The organism is Microcoleus sp. B3-A4 (assembly GCF_036705385.1).
Classification (GTDB): domain Bacteria; phylum Cyanobacteriota; class Cyanobacteriia; order Cyanobacteriales; family Microcoleaceae; genus Microcoleus.
The window spans coordinates 33491-54004 of the sequence record NZ_JAUBUI010000025.1; the positions used below are offsets into that span (position 1 = coordinate 33491).

The 20514-nt window shown below is 45.9% G+C and carries 14 protein-coding genes; 3 read left to right on the top strand and 11 right to left on the bottom strand.

What is annotated here, in order from left to right; genetic code table 11:
- The first annotated feature begins 47 nt into the window (after positions 1-47).
- A complete protein-coding gene (locus QUB33_RS12720) occupies positions 48-3596 on the top strand; it encodes an EAL domain-containing protein (RefSeq protein ID WP_333350888.1) in 3549 nt (1182 codons plus the stop codon).
- A gap of 226 nt (positions 3597-3822) precedes the next feature.
- Here QUB33_RS12720 and QUB33_RS12725 read toward each other — a convergent pair whose 3' ends face one another.
- The 5 genes from QUB33_RS12725 to QUB33_RS12745 form a co-directional block, all read right to left on the bottom strand.
- Positions 3823-4890 carry a hypothetical protein gene (locus QUB33_RS12725; protein ID WP_333350890.1) on the bottom strand — a complete coding sequence of 356 codons (1068 nt, stop codon included), beginning with the start codon at positions 4888-4890 and terminating at the stop codon, positions 3823-3825.
- A gap of 110 nt (positions 4891-5000) precedes the next feature.
- Entirely contained in the window at positions 5001-5519 is a 519-nt protein-coding gene (ilvN, locus tag QUB33_RS12730; RefSeq protein ID WP_039887977.1) for an acetolactate synthase small subunit, read from the bottom strand.
- A gap of 349 nt (positions 5520-5868) precedes the next feature.
- Positions 5869-6681, bottom strand: coding sequence for a carbon-nitrogen hydrolase family protein (locus QUB33_RS12735; protein WP_333350893.1), 813 nt, complete (start codon positions 6679-6681; stop codon positions 5869-5871).
- Between the two features lie 251 nt (positions 6682-6932).
- Positions 6933-7061 carry a photosystem I reaction center subunit IX gene (gene psaJ / locus QUB33_RS12740; RefSeq protein WP_190739993.1) on the bottom strand — a complete coding sequence of 43 codons (129 nt, stop codon included), beginning with the start codon at positions 7059-7061 and terminating at the stop codon, positions 6933-6935.
- Between the two features lie 117 nt (positions 7062-7178).
- On the bottom strand, positions 7179-7667 hold the full coding sequence (locus QUB33_RS12745) for a Photosystem I reaction center subunit III (RefSeq protein WP_190663882.1): 489 nt from the start codon (positions 7665-7667) through the stop codon (positions 7179-7181).
- A 330-nt stretch (positions 7668-7997) separates the two neighbouring features.
- Between QUB33_RS12745 and tsaD the strand changes: the two genes are divergently transcribed.
- A complete protein-coding gene (gene tsaD / locus QUB33_RS12750; RefSeq protein WP_190738936.1) occupies positions 7998-9071 on the top strand; it encodes a tRNA (adenosine(37)-N6)-threonylcarbamoyltransferase complex transferase subunit TsaD in 1074 nt (357 codons plus the stop codon).
- Between the two features lie 123 nt (positions 9072-9194).
- Positions 9195-9683 carry an N-acetyltransferase family protein gene (locus tag QUB33_RS12755; protein WP_333350898.1) on the top strand — a complete coding sequence of 163 codons (489 nt, stop codon included), beginning with the start codon at positions 9195-9197 and terminating at the stop codon, positions 9681-9683.
- Between the two features lie 301 nt (positions 9684-9984).
- Here QUB33_RS12755 and QUB33_RS12760 read toward each other — a convergent pair whose 3' ends face one another.
- From QUB33_RS12760 to nrdR, 6 genes are all read right to left on the bottom strand, one after another.
- Entirely contained in the window at positions 9985-10725 is a 741-nt protein-coding gene (locus QUB33_RS12760; protein ID WP_333350901.1) for an HAD family hydrolase, read from the bottom strand.
- A 271-nt stretch (positions 10726-10996) separates the two neighbouring features.
- Positions 10997-11380: an endonuclease domain-containing protein gene (locus QUB33_RS12765; protein ID WP_333159538.1), complete on the bottom strand. Its 384-nt coding sequence runs from the start codon at positions 11378-11380 to the stop codon at positions 10997-10999.
- Between the two features lie 107 nt (positions 11381-11487).
- A complete protein-coding gene (locus tag QUB33_RS12770) occupies positions 11488-15645 on the bottom strand; it encodes a chemotaxis protein CheB (protein WP_333350903.1) in 4158 nt (1385 codons plus the stop codon).
- Between the two features lie 340 nt (positions 15646-15985).
- Positions 15986-17377 (bottom strand): adenylate/guanylate cyclase domain-containing protein, encoded by a 1392-nt coding sequence (locus QUB33_RS12775; protein WP_333350906.1) that lies wholly within the window; start codon positions 17375-17377, stop codon positions 15986-15988.
- A gap of 643 nt (positions 17378-18020) precedes the next feature.
- Complete coding sequence (locus QUB33_RS12780; RefSeq protein ID WP_333350908.1) at positions 18021-19136, bottom strand: 30S ribosomal protein S1; 1116 nt, start codon at positions 19134-19136, stop codon at positions 18021-18023.
- A 640-nt stretch (positions 19137-19776) separates the two neighbouring features.
- On the bottom strand, positions 19777-20334 hold the full coding sequence (nrdR, locus tag QUB33_RS12785; protein ID WP_333350947.1) for a transcriptional regulator NrdR: 558 nt from the start codon (positions 20332-20334) through the stop codon (positions 19777-19779).
- Positions 20335-20514: the final 180 nt, after the last annotated feature.

Below are 20514 nucleotides of genomic sequence, written 5' to 3' on the forward strand. Positions count from 1 at the left end.
TAGATTGGCTTCAGATAACTACAACAATTGTCGAGCGGTGCTAATCGATGTTCGAGCTAGATTTATTTTTTTACTTTGAGATTCTTGCATATCTTCTGGGATTATCGGCGACTTTAGCCTTGGTGTCCGCGATTTATTTCAAGTGGCAGCGAAGGCCATCTAGTCTACCGCTAGCCCAAGAGCAACGGCAGTTGGCAGAATTAAAGCCCGACGATTTATCTGCGGGATTGAAAATGCGGAAAAACTTTTTGATTTTTCCCAACTCAAATCGGTGGCCGGCAATTGACAGCTTCTTGGGTAAAGTTTTAGGTATTGGCCACGCTGTCTTCTTGGCGAAGCAACAGCGGCTAACTGTGAAGTCTTCACCTATTGTGGGGCCTGGAACCTGCAAAACCTTAAGTCTGAGCATTTCGGGTTCGATGGGGGAAAATCTCGATCGCCCGAATGTCGAAAATCCTCCCAAAGTTACTGCTTCCGAGCAATTAGAGGAACATTTGCTGGGCGAAATCCTAGCAGCTACTGATTCGCCGGGGGGAGCTGAATTCTTTGATGCCTTAGTTTGCCACTTAGCCTCAGCACTAGGAGTTCGCACCGCCGTCGCTGCCAAATCGATTAAGTCGAAGGCACGCACCAATGCTGCGGCCAATAGATTGCAACTTATCAGTTTTTGGAGCGACGGACAGCAGCAGCAGCCAAACTTTGAGTGCGACACCGCCAATACTCCCGAAGCGCGGGTGCTTGAGGCGGGAATGTATTCGTGTCCCGACTACCTCTGGGAAACCTTTCCAGAAGACCGCAGACCGATAGTGACAGGTGCGCGCAGTTTCCTGGGAGTCTTGCTGAAAAACTCTTACGGGGAACCTCTAGGCATTATTTGTATTTTTCACGATCGACCCCTGGTCGAAGCACATCTTGCCAAATTCCGATTAATTCTCAGCATCTTTGCGGGACGGGCCGCCGCCGAATTAGAGCGGCAGCGCCTAGAAGCTGCACTGTCCACTGTAGAAGCGAAATACTGCGCCTTGGTAGAACAAATGCCCGCTGTCACCTACATTTCTCCCCTCAACCGCAAGGCTGCCAAACTTTACATCAGCCCGCAAATAGAGACTTTTCTAGGTTATTCTGTAGCTGAATGGAGAGCAGATCCCGACCTGTGGCTGAAACTCGTTCATCCAGAAGACCGTGACCGCGTGTTAGTTGAAAACGCCACACAGAAATTCACTGATGGAGAAGATATCTTCTGCGAGGGGTCGCTGGTTTCAGAATACCGCGCGATCGCCCGCAACGGTCGAGTCGTCTGGTTCCGCGATCAAGCGACCGCAGTTCGCGATGAAGCAAGCAAGTCTGTCATTCTTCAGGGGGCCATGTTTGACATCACAGAGACTAAAGTAGCTGCCAGCGCGCTGCTAGAAAGCGAATACCGCTATTACACCTTGGCAAAAATACTGCCGGTGGGGATTTTCCGCGCCGACGCTGCTGGAGATTGCTTGTACGTCAATGAGCGATTTTTGGAGATGGCGGGACTGACTGCGCTAAAGGCAATAGGCGAAGGTTGGGCGCAAAGTTTGCATCCGGAAGACCGCGAGCGTGTTTTGAGCCAGTGGTATCGCGCTGTCACAGACCAGTTGCCCTGTAAGTTAGAGTACCGTTTTTGCAAGGGTGACTTCACAACCTGGGTCTTTTGGCAAGCAGTGCCAGAAATGACCAAAAGCGGTGAAGTTCTAGGCTATCTCGTCACGTTGACGGATATCACCGATCGCAAGCAGGCAGAATTCGCGCTGCAACAGGCGGAAGAGAAATACCGCAGTATCTTTGAAAATGCGATCGAAGGCATTTTTCAGACAACGCCCGACGGACGCTACCTCAGCGCTAACCCTGCTTTGGCGAGAATTTACGGCTACGAGTCGGCCGCCGAATTGATCGCGAATATCCAAGACATAGACCGCCAACTTTACGTCGATCCCAACCGGCGCGTCGAGTTTTTGCGCGCGATCGAAAAACACGGTTTTGTGTCTGAGTTCGAGTCCCAAGTTTACCGCGCTGACGGCACTACTATCTGGGTTTCCGAGAACGGTCGGGCAGTTCGCGACCCTGACGGAAATTTACTTTATTACGAAGGCACTGTCGAAGATATTACCCTCCGCAAAATAGCAGAAGATAAGTTAGTACACGATGCTTTGCACGATATGCTAACCGGTTTGCCCAACCGATCTTTATTTATGGATCGCTTGGGACACGCGATCGATCTTTCAAAACGCCGCCCCGAGATTTTGTTTGCGGTGCTGTTTATCGATCTCGATCGCTTTAAGGTTGTTAACGACAGTTTGGGGCATTTAGTGGGCGATCGGTTGCTGATCGCGATCGCGCAGCGCCTGGGAATCTGTTTGCGCGCTGGAGATACCGTTGCCCGTCTCGGGGGCGACGAATTCGCTATTTTGCTGGAAAATATCAAAAGCACCGAGGATGCGATCCAGATTGCCGAACGAGTGCAAGCAGAACTAGCAGAGCCTTTTTACCTTAACGAGTATCAAGTTTTTACCAGTGCTAGCATTGGGATTGTTTGTTCTGGTCTTCCTCCGTCTCCAACGGAAACTAGCAAACTGTCGAGTCCCGAAAATCTGGGAAATATCGATCGGGAAACTTCTTTGTCTTGCTTATCTTCCGACTCTCCTGTTTCCAATGTCCCGTTGTCCATCTTGTACGATCGGCCTGAAGAACTGCTCCGAGATGCAGATGCTGCCATGTATCATGCTAAGGGATTGGGCAAAGCTCGCCACGAAGTTTTTGACTTAAGTATGCACACTCGCGCCGTCGCCCTTTTGCAACTGGAAAACGACCTGCGACGCGCTTTAGACTCCCAGGAATTTCAGCTTTACTATCAGCCCATTGTCTCTCTAGTTACCGGTAAAATCAGCGGTTTTGAAGCGCTGATCCGGTGGTATCACCCGCAGCGGGGTGTCGTATCTCCCGGCGAGTTTATTTTAGTAGCTGAAGAAACTAGATTGATTATACCTATGGGCTGGTGGATGATGCGATCGGCTTGTCGTCAAATCCACGAGTGGCACCAAAAATTCCCAGCAAATCCGCCGTTGACTGTCAGCGTCAACCTTTCTAACCAACAATTTAAACAACCGGATTTAATCGATCGCATTCGTGAAATTTTACAAGAAACTCAGCTTGACCCCCGCAGTTTAAAGTTAGAAATTACTGAAGGCGTCATCATGGAAAATGCCGAATCAGCAGTCGCTATCCTTGCGGAATTGAAAAAGTTAGAAATTCAATTATATATTGACGATTTCGGCACTGGCTATTCTTCTTTGAGCCGCTTGCACACTTTTCCAACTGATGCTTTAAAAATCGATCGAGCTTTTGTCAGCCGCATGACTGAAGATGAAGGCAACGAAGCGATTGTACAGACTATTTTAATTTTAGCCAGTCATTTAGGTATGGATGTAATTGCTGAAGGAATCGAAACCAGCGAACAGCTTAATTTACTCAGAGCTCTGCAATGCGAATACGGACAAGGATACTTTTTCTCAAAGCCGATAGATAGCATCGCAGCCACACTTTTGATAGAAAGTCAACCTAAATGGTGATTTGACTGTTGACTGTTGACTGTTTGCTGTTTCTAGGAATAAAAACAGAGAGCTGGCTAGTTGTCTGTGGAAGTGAGTCTGCTACCAAGTCCGGCTTCAATACCTCCTTTATCTTTGAGTCTACGTCGGCCTACTTCGTGTCACTCTCTTTGCGGTTCAACCGCCGAATGATAAAGGGGGTGGACAACCCGGATTTAGTATTATAAAGTTCCATAAGTTATAAATTTTACCCAATAATAGTCTCCCAAACGCTAGAGTCATAAAAATAACAAACGTGAGTTTTTCCTAGGAAACGTTGGAGGAAAGAAGAAGATTTTGCCGAAACTTTTTTGTAAATCATTTTATCTGAGGAACTTCCTTTAGGTAACGGAGTCTTAGCAGCCACCCAGTCTTGATTAGAATAGCAGTCAATCCAGGTAGTTATTGTTGCATTGTTTAAGCATTTATTTATTTCTCTCTCTCCCCAATTAGATTTATAAGATAAAACCTTTAAAGTTCCCCCTAAAGTAATGTATCGAAAAAATTTTTCTCTGTGATAATCAGCCAGAGTATCTGTCGCCACAGCCACACCAAAACTATAAGCTAATATAGTTGCTCTATCATAATTAGAGCTCTTCAATACGTCTTCGAGAAGATTTAATACTCTACCACGAGTCTTTGATCTGATTGTACTACCCTCTGTATCTTCCCCTAAATAGGCTGCGGAGAATTCACAGATATCAATAAGTGAACTGATGGGTAAAAAGCTTGATAAAATACTAATAAAAAACCAAAAAGACCATCCTTTCATTGATTCACCAAAAAATCCAATTTTTTTTGCCATCTCCAGCGGAATTGCCCCGCCAAAAAAACTATTTGTTTGTCCTATAGCTATCAAAACTGCCGCTAAAATTCCGTAGTACCAACCTGTAAATAAAATAGCGGAAATAATAAAATATATAAATAAAGAAGGAGATTCCTTAACGGACAACCAAATAGGAGAAATTAACCAATATATCAATACTTCACCACCTCTAATAAATTTAGTTTTTTCATCTTTTTGACTCAGTTTATTACTAGCGAATACATCCATGTAATAAGCTTCATAAATGTCAAGTGTTTTGTACAACTCTTGTTTGTTATAAATAGAAAATCTTTTTCCTGTATGTCCTGCTATTTTTATTTCACCGTTTTCTTGAACAGTAAAACTCTCTAGCTGCTCGCTTAAAGAGCTACAAAAAATTTCCAGAAACTCATTTTTTTCTTGAGTATTTAGACCAGGCACTAAAATTATAACTTCATTAGGAACTGGCATAAACTTTTAGACCTTATAATAATAAAAAGTGTCTTTAATTCAAGGTTAACAGTCAACCGTCAACAGTCAACCGTCAACAGTCAACCGTCAACAGTCAACCGTCAACTTCCTTAAAGTTTCGCTTCCAAAGACTTGAGAAACTCAGTATTGACCCCCGACTCGCGCGTCAGGGCAATTTTTCCAGTACGAGCAATTTCCTTAATCCCAAATCTATTCAGAACCTGGACGATCGCCACCATTTTACCGGGATCTCCCACAACTTCCAATGTCAGCGTATCATCACCAATATCCACAACTCGCGCTCTAAAAATTTGAGCTAACTCAATTATCTCCGATCGCGTCCCGCTAGCAGCATTAACTTTCAGCAACATCAACTCCCGTTCCACACAGGGAATTTCTGTTATATCCTGAACTTTAAGCACGTTAATCAACTTGTACAGTTGCTTTGTCAACTGCTCGATAATTTGGTCATCTCCCGGTACAACCATCGTAATTCGAGACACTCCCCCTTGTTCCGCCGGGCCAACGGCCAGACTTTCAATATTAAAACCCCGACGGGCAAACAAACCAGCAATTCGAGTGAGGACACCCGCTTCATCTTCAACTAAAACCGAAAGAGTGTGTTTCATTTCTCCAAAAAGACGCTTTTCGTGCAATTCTACTTTCGCCAATTCGCCTTTTAGCAGAAGTGCACGCCCATTGAACCTGCATTAGATATTTTATCGCGAGTTATTGGCCGTTCATCTGCGGGAAAAAACAATATATTAAGCTGTCGGGGCCAGAGTCACGTTCGATCGACAATATCACTCACCGATCGGCGTAAATCCGTCCCCACCCGCTTATTGTTGTCGATCGCACCCACACGATCTAAGTTTTTTTGTGTACGAACCGACACAATTCCCCGCTAGAATAAAAACTTTTCAGGTCTTGTCGTTGACGGGGACTGAAATTTTCAGACCAATTAATCTCAAAATTCCTTCAAATAAAAACCCGGTGTTGCAGCGACGGCATCTGGCGGCGGACTTGTTCTAGTCGATCGGGATTAATTTCTGCGATCGCCACACCCGGTTCCTCTCCAGCATCCGCCAAAACGGCACCCCAAGGGTCTATAATCATCGCGTGACCGTGAGTTTGACGGCGACCGTAGTGGCGGCCAGTTTGTGCTGGGGCAATCATATAACAAGTATTCTCGATCGCCCTAGCTTGCAACAAAACCTTCCAGTGATCCTTGCCAGTGTAAGCAGTAAACGCCGCCGGCACGAACAAAATATCAGCCCCCTTGTACGACAAATGCCTGTACACTTCCGGGAACCGCACGTCATAGCACACCGAAAGTCCCAGCGTCCCCAAATCCGGTGACACATAAACAGGGGGCAAATCTTCACCAGCTTTGACTGTGTTCGATTCCCTGTAAGTAATGCCGTCGGGAACATCCACATCGAACAAATGTACTTTTTTGTACCTTGCCACTTCAGTGCCGTTTGGGTCTACCAGCAAACAAGTATTGTATACCTTCCCCCCAGCAGTCGGCACTGGAAATCCGCCGCCCAGAATCGTTACCTGGAACCGTTGGGCCATCGTTTTGAGGAATTTTTCGCTTTGGAGTCCGATCGCCTCTGCTGAAGCAATCTTTTCCTCCTCTTCTCCCATAAACGAGAAATTTTCTGGTAAGGAAACTAACTCCGCACCCCGACGCACTGCCAGGTCGATTAATTCCTCTGCCTGAACCAAATTTTTTTGCAGGTCAGGCAAGCTAGTCATTTGAATTGCTGCGGCGATATAAGACTTCATCGATTCACAATATTAGTCATTAGTCATTTAGTCATTAATCATTAGTCATTAATCATTAGTCATTGGAACTAATTTGATAACTAAATAATTGAAATTCTTAGCTTTTACCCATTTATGCGCTGGTTTTGCACCAACTGGTGTGGTTTGAGAGTTTTGATATTTGAGTTTTAAATTAACCTGTAACTCATCCTTCAAAAATCAAAACTCTCAACTTTTACCCCTAGGTTTTGCAACCTAATTTACCTCAATTTTTAAGGCATCGGATGGAAAAGCAGGTCTGGGAAAAAGCGGTTAAATTCAATTAAAGCCGCAGCTTGAATAGATATCCAAAGGATAGCCAATACTGGTGCGGTCGAAAGAAACCTGACAAAATATTGCATGAATTCTGCTCCTGAAAATTCGAGACAGTTGGTAATTGCCGATCGGTCTACGCCTAATTGCTAATTTGCAGTTAATTACTTAACTGTTAGCTATTAGCGCTTCTCCATTTCCCTATTTTAGCGGGGGGAAACAGTAATTTCGTCTTCCTTCGCAAACATTTCACCGCTGGTGATTGATGTGAGAGCTGCCACAGGCCATAAAAAGCCGCTCAGCATACATTTGATTGCCAAAGGAACGTCGATAATAATCTCTTTTTCCTCTGGAGTTGCTGATTTTTTGGTAACTTGCAGATAAGAACGGCCCACCCAACCAATCCAACCTGCGATATACAAGAACAGTATGCTAGGAATCAAAAAGTCCCCTGCTCTGCTCAAGTTACCGTCTACGATTAAGTGCGGGTATCCTTCCGGGCCGCACATAGCTTGAGAATAGCGATCGAATCTTGCTTTCGCAGATGCGGGGTCGCCATTCGTAGAACGCGCATTTTTAGCCAGTTCCTGGAATTCGGGAGAGTCTTTGCACGGCACTAAATTGTAAGCCGAAGCAACTGGAGCAAAACTGAACCAGACACTCAACACTAAAATTGCAGCAAACAATCGTCGCATGGAATTGTTTCCTTTTGTTACAAAACAATAAGTTTTTGTACAAGCATTTCAACTTGCCAATCTGGAACCCAGATTACCGTGTTTGTTGACAGTGTAAAGTATCCATCATTGATGCGGCAAATCCCAATAGAATGAGGGATTCGCGTTTTGATAGGTCAATGCTGAGCTAGCAATGCCGCAAGGATATTCCTTCATTGCATCAGATGATGGCCTTACCTGTCGATCGGGCAAAAATCCCTTAACAATAACCTGAGTACAGGTAGAGCGGGGGACTTGCGCCGAATTAGTTAAGCTAGCAATAACTAACCTATCAAATAAAATTACCAGTTAATGGCAACCATTTTCGCAATCGAAACAAGTTGTGACGAAACAGCAGCAGCAATTGTTAAGAATCGTCAAGTTTGCAGCAATGTTGTAGCATCGCAAATTAAAATCCACGAGCAGTTTGGCGGAGTAGTGCCGGAAGTGGCTTCGCGGAGTCACCTAGAAATGCTCAATCAGGTAATTGCCCAGTGTCTCGGTGAAGCAAACCTGAGTTGGTCAGAAATTGACGGCATTGCAGCGACTTGTGCCCCCGGTTTAGTAGGTGCATTGTTAGTCGGGCTGACAGCGGCGAAAAGCTTGGCAATAGTCCATCAAAAACCTTTTTTAGGCGTCCACCACCTCGAAGGGCACATCTACGCTTCTTACCTTACCGAACCCGACTTGCAGCCACCGTTTTTGTGTTTGTTAGTTTCCGGGGGACACACTAGCTTTATTTATGTCAAAGATTGCGGCGTTTATGAAACTGTAGGACACACACGCGACGACGCCGCCGGCGAAGCTTTTGATAAAGTTGCAAGACTGTTGCAGCTAGGATATCCCGGCGGACCGCTGATTGACAAATTGGCCGCCCTTGGCAATCCCCAAGCATACCCTCTACCAGAAGGCAGAATTTCCTTGCCTGGTGGCGGCTACCATCCTTACGACAGCAGTTTCAGCGGCTTGAAAACCGCTGTTTTGCAATTAGTACAGAAACTCAAGAAACAAAATAACAATGTGGGTGCGGAAGGCGTCTTGCCTGCGTCTACAATTAATGATATTGCGGCCAGCTTTCAGGAAACAGTAGCCAAGGGTTTAACAAAAAGAGCGATCGACTGCGCCGTAAATTTCGGGCTGACCACTATTGTAGTGGGTGGGGGAGTTGCAGCAAACAGCGGACTGCGAAAAAATTTACAAGCAGCAGCAGCAAAACACAACTTGCGAGTATTGTTTCCCCCGTTAAAATATTGTACGGACAACGCAGCAATGATTGGCTGTGCCGCTGCAGAACACTTGCAGCGAGGACACAAATCGCCGCTAACTTTGGGAGCAAATTCGCGCATGGCCCTCAGCGATATTATGGAACTGTACAATACTCATTAGTTATTAGTCATTACTCATTAGTTAACAGTCAACAGTCATTAGTTAACAGTCAACAGTCAACAGCCAACAGTCAACCGTCAACAGTCAACCGTCAACAGCCAACAGCCAACAGTCAACCCAACGATGAAAATCCGCGACGCAGAAGAAAGCGATTTGCCAGCAATTGTCCAAATATACAACGCAGCAATACCGGGCAGAATGGCCACAGCAGATTTAAAACCAGTCTCAGTCGAAAGCCGCCTCCCCTGGTACAGAGAACACTGCCCCACTTCCTGGCCGATTTTGGTAATGGAATCAGAACAAAATATTGTTGGCTGGCTGAGTTTTCAGCTTTTCTACGGACGCGCCGCCTATCAGCATACAGCAGAAGTTAGCATCTACGTCGCACCCGATCGCCAACGCTGCGGAATCGGACAAAATTTATTGGAATCGGCAATTGTGCGGAGTCCAGAATTGAAGCTTAAAACTCTCATCGGAATAATTTTTGCTCACAATCAGCCGAGTGTAAAATTGTTTGAGAAATTTGGCTTTCAGCGGTGGGGATATCTGCCGCAAGTTGCCGAACTTGACGGTGTTGAAAGAGATGTCGTAATTCTGGGTTTGCGTTGTTAGCTGTAGGGACACCCCAATGCTTTTTATCGTGTTAACTTAAGATTAAAAACCTTTGTATCTCTCGCTTATAGCCGAGGCCAGATCCCCCTAAATCCCCCTTAAGAAGGGGGACTTTGAATGCTCTTTCTTATGCCCCCTTCTTAACGGGAGGACGAAACAGAAGACTATTGTCCCCCCGTTAAAAAAGGGAGACTTTGAACACTCTTGTTCCCCCCTTCTTAAGGGGGGTTAGGGGGGATCTGGCCTGGGCTACAAGCGAGATTTTCCCAAGCAAAACCTGCCCAGGCGATGTGATGTTTGCTCAATCTGCTAAAATTGTAATTTCATCCAAAGATGCGATCGCCACATCAGCATTTTCCAAATGACTAACCTGGGCCTTCCCCCAACAAATCCCGATACAGCCAGCCGCGCCCGCATTTTTACCCATCTGAATATCGCCCGCTGAATCTCCCACCATCAAAGTTGCTGCGGGATTTACTCCGAGTTTCTCACAAGCTTCCAAAAACAATTTCGGATCGGGTTTGTGAACCGTTGAATCAACTCCCATTTCTAACTGAATGTAGTCACCTAATGCGTGGTGTTTCACAAATTTCTGCACAACCTCCGTCGTAGCCGCCGAAAGAATTCCCAGTTTTAAACCCGCTTCCGAAAGATATTTCAGCACCTCCAAACTGCCGACAAATAAAGGAGAAACAGCACTATTTTTAAACATTTCGTCAGCTTCGTCAAAAGCGCGGCGCGCAATAGTTAAAGATTCCAGCCATCCCCTGCCGGTTTCGGCGATGTATCCCGCTGCAACAATCTCATTTTCCCTGCGACTACCGACTGCTAGCAAGCCCGTGGGGTCGATGCTGCCGCTTTCGATACCGAAAGCCATTTGTAAAGGCTCTCCAACGCCCGGAATTTGAGCGTCTGCGAGGCGCGCTCGCTTAATTCCCAAGAGTCTCAAAAATTCTTGAGAATCCTCTAGAGTGCCGTCTTTGTCAAAGATTACGGCTTCGATATTTGAGAAGGTAATACCCCGACATTTAATATTTACCAAGAATCATAACTCCGCAATTTTTATATTATTTTATATTTTCCCATATGGCGCTATTTTTAGCAATTGTTTTTAGCGCCACCTAACTCTCTTGTCCCCCCCTTAATAAGGGGGGTTAGGGGGGATCTGGCTTTAATTATTACGAGATGCCCGATCGCACTCTTGTCCCCCCCTTATTAAGGGGGGTTAGGGGGGATCTGGCCTTAACTATTACGAGATGCCCGATCGCACTCTTGTCCCCCCCTTATTAAGGGGGGTTAGGGGGGATCTGCCCCTAAGAATGACGATCGCACGCACCCAACAACTCCTGACAAACTCCCTCAAAACACTGCAACACATCAACATTCGTAAACCTGACAACTTGCAGTCCATACCCCTCGAAAATCCCTGTTCTTTCCGCATCATATTGTTTCCCCTGTTCGGTAAAATGACTCTCGCCATCAACCTCAATTACCAATCTTAAAGCAGCACAATAAAAATCTACAATAAAATTGTCGATCGGTCGCTGTCTCAAAACTCGAAAAGGGAAATTTCTGAGAAAATCTTCCCAAAGTTTCTTTTCGGCTGGAGTTGGATTTTTCCGAAGTTCCTTGGCGATAGGGATGAGTTTTGGGTTGTAAGGTAGGTGGAAATTCGAGTCGTTTAATTTGGTCATCATCCTCCTAATCTCGGATCGATCCCCCCTAACCCCCCTTAAGAAGGGGGGGACAAGAGTTTAACTGCCTAATTTAATCTCAAATATCATAAATCAAAACTCCAAAATATTTAAGATCTTCCCGCTAAATTGGCAACTATTAATGCTATTTGATCGGGCTGGACAGGTTTGGAAATATGGATTTGAAAACCAGCTTCGATCGCTCTTTCGCGTTCTCGATCGCTCGCATAAGCAGTCAGCGCAACGGCTGGGATTTCTCCTCCGGCTTCTGCAGCCAGAGCTCGCACTTCTCGAATTAAGAAATACCCATCATCCTCTGGCATTCCGATATCCGAGATTAGTACGTCATATCTGCCGGGGTTTTCCTTCATAGCAACGATCGCACTTCTGGCAGAGCCCACCGTCGTAATCTCCGCCCCGTAGTTTTTGAGCACAAATTCTAAGAGTTCCCGGGTATCGATCCGATCGTCTACAACTAAAACGTGCAAGCCTTCGAGAGAGGGGACGGTATCATTTGAGGGATTTAAAGGCCCTAGCAAAACAGTTGACTTTAAATTGATCGCCGAAGTCAAATCTTGAGGCAACAATCGCAGCGGCAATCTCACAGTCAGCGTAGTTCCTTGTCCGTCACCGGGACTTTCGGCTTGCACCGTTCCTCCGTGCAATTCTACCAGATGGCGCACGATCGCCAAACCCAATCCTAGCCCTTGATCCCGCTTAGTCATGCTGGAATCGACTTGATGGAAACGATCGAAAATATACGGCAAAAATTCTGCCCCAATGCCTTTTCCCGTGTCGCTGACTTGAATTTGAGCGTGATTCTCGATCGCCGACAGCGTGACTTCTACTCGTCCCCCCGCAGGAGTAAACTTAATGGCATTCGACAGAAGATTCCACACAACTTGCTGCAAGCGACCAGCATCACCTAAAACAGTCGCATCACTCAACTGCGAAACAATTTCAATGTTTTTTGCTGCGGCTGATAATTGAACCACATCGAGCGCAGCTTGCACCACCGCAACCAGATCGATCCAATTGATATTAAGAGCCAGCTTGCCGCTCGTAATCCTGGCAATATCCAGGATATCTTCGATTAACTGAGATTGCGTCTGCGCGCTGCGCTCGATCACCTCTAGAGCGCGATCGACTGCAGCTTCCTTAAGCACGCCGGAGCGCAGGATGCTTGCCCACCCCAGGATCGGAGTCAGGGGATTGCGGAGTTCGTGAGAGAGATTTGCGAGAAATTCATCTTTAGCACGGTTAGCGGTTTCTGCTTGTTGGCGGGCCAACTGTTCCTGCTCGAATAACTGCGCTCGCTCTTTGTCAAATTGCTTGCGCTCTGTAATATCCTCGATCGACAACAGAATCATTAAAGCTCGGTCTTCTCGTTCAAGTTTACAAGCATTGAGCAGCATAGTTTTCTGCCCTACCTGCTCAAAAACGTGCTCCAACTCAAAGTCTTGAAGCTCAACATCGCTAACCAAAATATTTTCCAATATCGATCGCAATTGGGGGATATTCCACTGCCCGTTGCCTAGCTCAAACAGCGAACATTTTGTTGTTTCTGACGGTGAAACCTGAAAGGTTTTATAGAACGCTCGATTTGCTTTATTCACTCGAAAATCAGCATTTAGTGCGACTAAAGGGGTTTGCACAGTTTCCACGATGGTTTCAGCGTAGTTTCGGGACTCCTCCAAAGTTCTGGCACTGCGTTTAAGATCATCAATATCTATCAAAACTATTACCACACCGTCAATCCTGTTTTCCGCTGTGCGGTAAGGACGAATGCGGAGGTTGTACCAATATCCCGATAAAGTTTGAACTTCTTGTTCTTGCGTCTGGAGAGTATTAATCACCTCCAAAATCATCGCTGACAAATCTGGCAGATCGAGAGTCGAGCGAATATCGTTAAAAGGTCGTCCAATATCTGTCGGAATCAGATTAAAAATTTCCTGAGCCGTTGGCGTAAATCGTCGAATTTGTAAATCGTTGGCCAGCATTAAGACTGGGATATTAATACTAGCCAGCAAATTTGTCAGATCGTTATTGAGCTGGTGCTGTTGAAAATTTCGATTGCGAAGTTCGTCGTTAGTAGTGGTGAGTTCCTCGTTAGTAGCTTGAATCTCTTCTTTGGCAGTTTCTAGCTCCTCGTTGGTGCTTTGCAACTCCTCGTTGCTCGATAGGATTTCTTCGTTGGCAATTATGAGGTCTTGGTTGAGAATTTCCTGCTCTAGAATCAGCGATTGCAGGTGCGCTTGAGCCGCCATTTTTTCTTCGTTAGCGCTGACAAGTGCCTGCTTCAGCAGTGTAATTTCAGGAGCTAAATTACCTCGATCGAGGCTTTCAGAAGAGAGGGTGTCGAAGTTGAGCGCCGCGGGTAAAGCTTCTTCAAATAGCACCAAAAAATAGCGTGTTCCGGCGGGTTGTGACGGGAACGGTATCACCTCAATATTAACGATATTATATCGTCCGCCCGCAGCCATCGATACCCTTTCTTTCCTAACAGTAATGTTTTGCATTTGTGCCTGAGAAATAGCAGTCCGCAGCTCCACAATCAAGCCTTCCCTTGCCATAGTCAGCAAGTTTAAGTCCGGCGTTCCGGCTGCCACTCTCAAGTAAGGATCGATGTCTCCCCGCACTTGCATGATTTTCATCTGCTCGTTGACAACCACACTTGGTGGGGAATAGCGATTCACAATCAGTTCGTCAGTTGCTCGATCCAAGTCAAACCTATTTATCAATTTTTCTTGATTCGCTCCCTGCTGTTGAGCAGCTTTAGCGATGTGATAGGAACTCGGCGCAAACGCAAAAGAGGGACGACTCGCAGTCAAATTTTTCGCATAAAGTTTACACTTTTTATCCACTGAAGTAAACAAGTATGAAAATTTTCCCGTACTCTCAGAATTGCCTAACAGGAGAAAGCCCGTTGGGCTAAGACTGTAATGAAAAATCGGCATCACTTTTTTTTGCAATGGTTCTGCCAAGTAGATCAGTACATTGCGACAGCTAACTAAATCGACATTGGAAAAAGGCGGGTCGCTGCCTAAGTCTTGTCGGGCAAATACACACAGTTCGCGGACTGCCTTGCAGATTCTATAACCGTCTGCTTGTTCGGCGCGGACAAAGAAGCGAGTACGCCGTTCTGGTGAAACGTCTACCATCTGGTTTTCTAAGTAGAAACCAGACCTCGCTTTGCCGATCGCGTTCTCGCTAATGTCGGTGGCAAAAATCTGGATCGGCGGCTGGGTGATTCGATCGCTCAAAAACTCTAACAAGCAAATGGCGATCGAATAAACTTCTTCACCTGTGGAACATCCCGCCACCCAAATCCGAATCGGATCGTTTGGCCATTTATTTTGAATAATTCTGGGGAAAACCAGCTCTTTTAACTTTTCAAATACTTCGGGATCGCGGAAGAAACTGGTAACGTGGATCAGGATTTCTTCATATAAAGCTTTGACTTCAGCCGAATTTTGTCGGAGGTGTTGGGCGTAATCTTCCAAGCTATCGAGCTTGTACAACACCATCCGCCGCTGGATGCGTCGAGCGATCGTGGTGGGTTTATAGTGTCTAAAATCAACGCCTGCGGTCGATTTGAGCAGCGCAAAAATAGTTGCCAGGGCATCTGCCTGTTGGGGCGATTCCTGAAATTTTTTCAGGGAAATCGTGGAAGAGAGAAGGGGAGTGCGACTGTAGTTTGCCAGTGCCTCGGCAATTTTTTCCGGTGGCAGAATGAAATCGACATTCCCTGTGGCAACAGCGGTATTCGGCATACTATCGAATTTTGCCGAGTCTTGACATTGAGCAAAAGTCATGCCTCCGGCTGCTTTGATTGCCCTGAGCCCCTGTGAACCGTCTCCGTCTCCCCCGGATAATACTACGCCGATCGCTTTGTGTCCGCGATCGGCTGCCAATGACGTAAAAAACGCATCTCCCGGCATATATTTGCCATAAATCTTCTCGCGGGGTGATAGTTGCAGCACGCCTTTAGACAGCACCATCTTGGTGTTGGGCGCAATGACGTAGACTTGATTCGGCTCTACAGTTATGCCGTCTTCTGCCTCACTAACAGGCATTTCCGTGACTCTCGCGAGAATCTCGGTGAGCAGGCTCTTGTGATGGGGCGCTAAATGCTGAATCAGCACAAACGCCATACCCGTATCTGCAGGTAAATTGCTCAGTAACCCCCGGAATGCTTCCAGCCCTCCTGCTGAGGCGGCAATCCCAACTATCGGAAAGGGGGCATCGTTTTTTGCTGGTGGTTTCATGTCGATGGTAGCTGGCGCGATCTATTATTGTGTATTTTGTGGAAATAAGTTTATAAGAGCCATTTAAAGCGCACTTATTCGCAGCCAACCAATCTCGTTAGCCTCGAAGTAGGTCATGCGGACTACTCTAATTGCACCTTAAGTTCCTCGGATAAGGCAACCGTCTTAAGGATTAGGCGGAGTTTGATAGCGATTATAAAATTTATGTAGAAATACGGAATAAATCCGTTTTTTTCTACTTTTGCCGGCTGTTTTTTTTTTTTGAAATAAAAACCCGATTTCTACCTAATTGCTAAATTAGTCGATCGCGCTCTAAAAATTCTCTACTGATTTCAATTACCTATGAGGCACACAGCGCGATTACAGATTCTGTATTAATTCTAGCAGTATAAGCGACTTGGGCCCCTTGTATCCCTTTTAAATCTTCAACTCGTTTGTGAATTTCGGACACTCCAGCAGCTTTTAATGCTATTAAAAATGCTTGGTCGTTGTAAACATCTTCGGAAAACGAAACTTCGTCACTTTTAGAAAGATTTTGAAGGCGGGCGGCTTTGTTGACTGTGGAGCCAAAATAGTCGATCGAATTATTGAGATTTACGAGCAAAGCCGTACCTCGATGAATGCCAATTCTGACTTGAACCCACTCTGCTTGCGGGCGAGTTAAATTGTACTCTCGGAAACAAGCCACAGCACCGACTGCTGCCTGAATTGCTTGTTCGTTGCTGATAAATGAAGCCATGACGGCATCGCCGATGGTTTTAATGACTTTACCGCCAAATTTCTCGATCGAGTCAAAGAAAATTTCAAAATGGTCGCGCACAATATTGTAAGCTTTAGTATCTCCCAGCGTTTCGTACATTCTGGTAGAACCGGTAATATCAGTAAACATAATAGTAATCGCCCGAATCTTGACTCGCTCTCTTTCCGATATTACTTGATCGCCGAACAAACGCTTATAATCCGGGTGATGAAGCAGTTGCATTCCTGATAGCCGCAAGGGCAGTTGTTCTACTGTCAGTTCCTCGGGCAATTCATCTGAATGCAAAATCAACCCGGACAAATTGTGATCGGTATTAGTTAGTTCGAGCTTAACTTTTCCCGGACGCACGGCCAGCTCTTTTTTGTCAAAATCTGGGCCGGCTAACTGCTGGACTTTAATTTCTTGTATGGCTTCTGTTTCTTCGCCTTCAACCTTTAAAATCCCTTTAGCTAAAGTCAGGGGACAGCAGTAGCGGTATCGACCTTCTTCTAAGGTGACAATCTCCGATTCAGTGCAGTATAAAGGCGTTACCAGTTGCAGTTTGCTCTGGAGTACGGGAGGGGGAGCGCAGACGGGCCGCAGTTGCGGGTCTTCGATTTCTTTGTTTAGGGAAAAAGTAACTTCGACGCGATCGAGCAAATCAATTTTAAACTCGCGCTCGCACATGGGGCAAAAAGACATTTCTGATGTATCTGCCAAGTCCTTAAATTCTTCTGTAATCATGTTGCAGTGGGGACAGTGAATATCCCAGTGCAAGTCGAAGGCCCCGGCTTTTACTCCGTGCAGAAATTCCGAAGTAATTCTTTTAATATTCTTGACTGTATCCCCTGCGACGTAGTAAGGGTTAATTCTCAATCTCTGCAAAATGTGGGAACCGATTAACCATTTTTCGATTTGGTCGATCGTTCCTTTGCTACAATTGGGACGTTTTTTTAGCTGTTCTAATTTTTCTTTTAATAGTTCGATATTCATGATCCACTTGCCTTTGAGTCTCAGGGCAAGAAATTATAAGAATTTTGTTTTATACTTTGCTCGTCTGCTTGGTTTTGGCGGGAGAATTCTGATGAGTTTGCACCTGTGCGGATGTCTCTGGCCTTTATAAATCTTAACAAATTAGCACCATGAAAACCATGCCTATTTAGGCAGATTGATTCCGCTGTCACTTGTTTGAATTCAAAGTGCGATCGCTGCATCGGTCTACAGAAATATCTTAAATCTCGGTAATTAAAAATGGGGAATTGGGAATTGGGAATTGGGAATTGTCAACCACCCAGCAGCGACTAATATCGTTTCCGTGCATCGGAATAATAAAATCCAATACGCTTGGGTTAAAACTATTTATTCCTCGGAGATCCCCCTAAATCCCCCTTAAGAAGGGGGACTTTGAGTAAGTTCTTGTCCCCCCCTTTGTAGGGGCGGTGCCCCCGTGCCCGCCCTTGGCTAGGGGGGATCGAGCTTAACTGAATCGTATTGTAATAAAATCGAGTCAACAGTCAACAGTCAACAGTCAACAGTCAACAATTCCGGAAGAGTGCAACCGGAATTGATAATAATTAATGAATAAATAAAAAAAAAAGAGGGAATTTTCCCTCTTTTAATCACACTAACTGCGATGTTATTCTTCCGTCGCAGGAGGGATTTCTTCCTCTACATCTAATACTGCTTCGGGTGCTGCTTCGGGTGCTGCTTCGGGTGCTGCTTCAGGTGCTGCTTCGGGTGCTACTTCCGGCAGATCCTCTTCCATTGCTGAGGGCACATCTTCGAGTTCGTCGGAGAAGTCATCATCAGCATCAGTTGAGTCTACAGGAATGTCTATGCCTGCTTTAGCTTGCTTTTGAGCCAGCATTTTCTCGCGGAACTTAGCTGCCATTTCCTCAGCTTTTTCGTACACCAATTCGCGATTTTTGACCATCGCGCCCGGTTCCGGTTCCAACTGCTTAGTGGAGAGAGAAATCCGGCCCCTCTCGGCATCCAAGTCAATGATCATCACTTTCACTTCGTCGTTGACATTGAAGACGCTATGAGGCGTATCGATGTGATCGTGCGAAATTTCCGAGATGTGCAGCAAGCCGCTGACGCCGCCGATGTCGATAAAGGCACCGTAAGGCTTGATACCGCGTACTGTACCGATGACCACTTCCCCAACTTCGAGGCGGTTCATCTTGCGCTCAACTAAGGCGCGACGGTGACTCAACACTAGGCGGTTGCGGTCTTCGTCTACCTCTAAGAATTTTAATGGTAATTCTTCGGCGACTAATTCTTCCTTCGGTTTGCGGGTACTTATATGAGAACCGGGAATAAAGCCTCGCAAGCCTTCTATTCTCACGAGTGCGCCGCCGCGGTTGGTGGCAAATACTTGCGATCGTACTGTGGCATCTTCTGCTTGCAGTTGTCGCACTCTTTCCCACGCCCGCATATACTCGATGCGCCGGATGGACAGGGTTAATTGTCCGTCTTCATTTTCATCGGTAAGGATGAAAAATTCTCTAGTTTCGTTTGATTGCAATACCTCTTCAGGGGTTTCGACTCGATTGATCGACATTTCCTGAATGGGAATGTACGCTGCTGTTTTAGCACCGATATCAATCAGAGCGCCCCTCGGTTCTATACTAAAAACTGTACCCGCTACTACATCGCCCGGGCTAAAGTGATAGTCATATTTATCAAGTAGGGCTGCAAAATCTTCGTGAGTAAAGCCGATGTCTTTGACTGTGGTTTTGAGATTGACCATGCGAATAGTTTCCTAGGATTTCTCTCCTTCATGTTTTTCGTTTGTGCCGGCAGATATTCGAGATTTTGGTGAAAAAGCGGTTAACTTCTTTCAAAATCTTTTACTAAAGTCAGTTTTTGCTAACTTTTGCCGGGTGCAAATGCACACCAGCGCTTGCCATTACTGTTACTCCATACTCTGTGTTAAAACGTTGAGATCTTAACATTCCGAGTCAAGTAGACTATTTTGACACTCTCAGGTATAAATAAACTGAGATTCTTCATTCAACGAGCCGACTTGCTGGCGACAGGATGACTCCAGTCTAAGTAGAGGTCGGTTTCTCCAGAAGCGTAAATTTCGGTATGCCCTACCGTATTTAATTAGTCACCGATCTTTAGTTAGGTTTTGTTCAAATGCGAGCTTTCCTAAACTGCAACACCGTTAGGTGTGACTACGCACTCAACTAATCCAGTTAAGTTTTTACGTTGTCTAGTTATACTCTATTTTAGACCGATGACGATCATATCACACCCAGCACTCTTACTGAGAAAAAAGAACACTCGCTCGAATGAGAGTCCCTTGAGTCGCTATTCCTCCCGGCCTTCCTCGCAACACGGTTTTCAATCTCCCAGAATATTTCTATAAATTAATTTAAGCGAGCTTAGCTGGGAGTAGCGCAGGATGCTGGGCTTTCTCGATCGGCTGATTCCGAATCCGGCAAATCTGCGTCAAAATTCGGTCTAGTTTCTGCATCTTCAGCTTCGTTGAGGGGATTCTGAAGGTGATTTAAGGTATCTACAAAATCTCGGATGCCTCGAAATTGCCGATATACGGAGGCAAAACGCACATAAGCGACTTCGCTGAGCGGTCGCAGGTGCAACAGCACCAGTTCCCCTATTTCTGAGCTGGCGATTTCTCGGAGCGATCGACCTTGGAGTTGGGCTTCGATTTCTTCTGCCAGAGTTTCGAGATGCCCCGAAGACAAACCTGTTTTTTCGCAGGCCCGAATCAATCCCCTGACTAATTTTGACCTGTCAAAAGATTCGCGCTTGCCGTCCCGCTTGATCACCGTAATCGGCACAAATTCTATGCGTTCGTAAGTTGTGAAGCGGTGCTGGCAGCTCAAACACTCGCGCCGCCGACGGATGCTTTGACCTGATTCGGCTGAACGCGATTCTAGAACGCGGCTATTTGTGTGTTGGCAGGAGGAACAGCGCATGATTGCTGATTTTAACAGGCGTTGCCAGCAAATTGCCATTCATCTAACCGCCTGGGGTCTGATGAATGGCTGGACTAGAAAAATCACTTAGCACACAGCGGTGAAATAGTCCCGCATCAAATTAGATTCCTATGATGCGGGCTAACCGCAGTCCGGTTCAAGATATTTTGGACTTGCTGG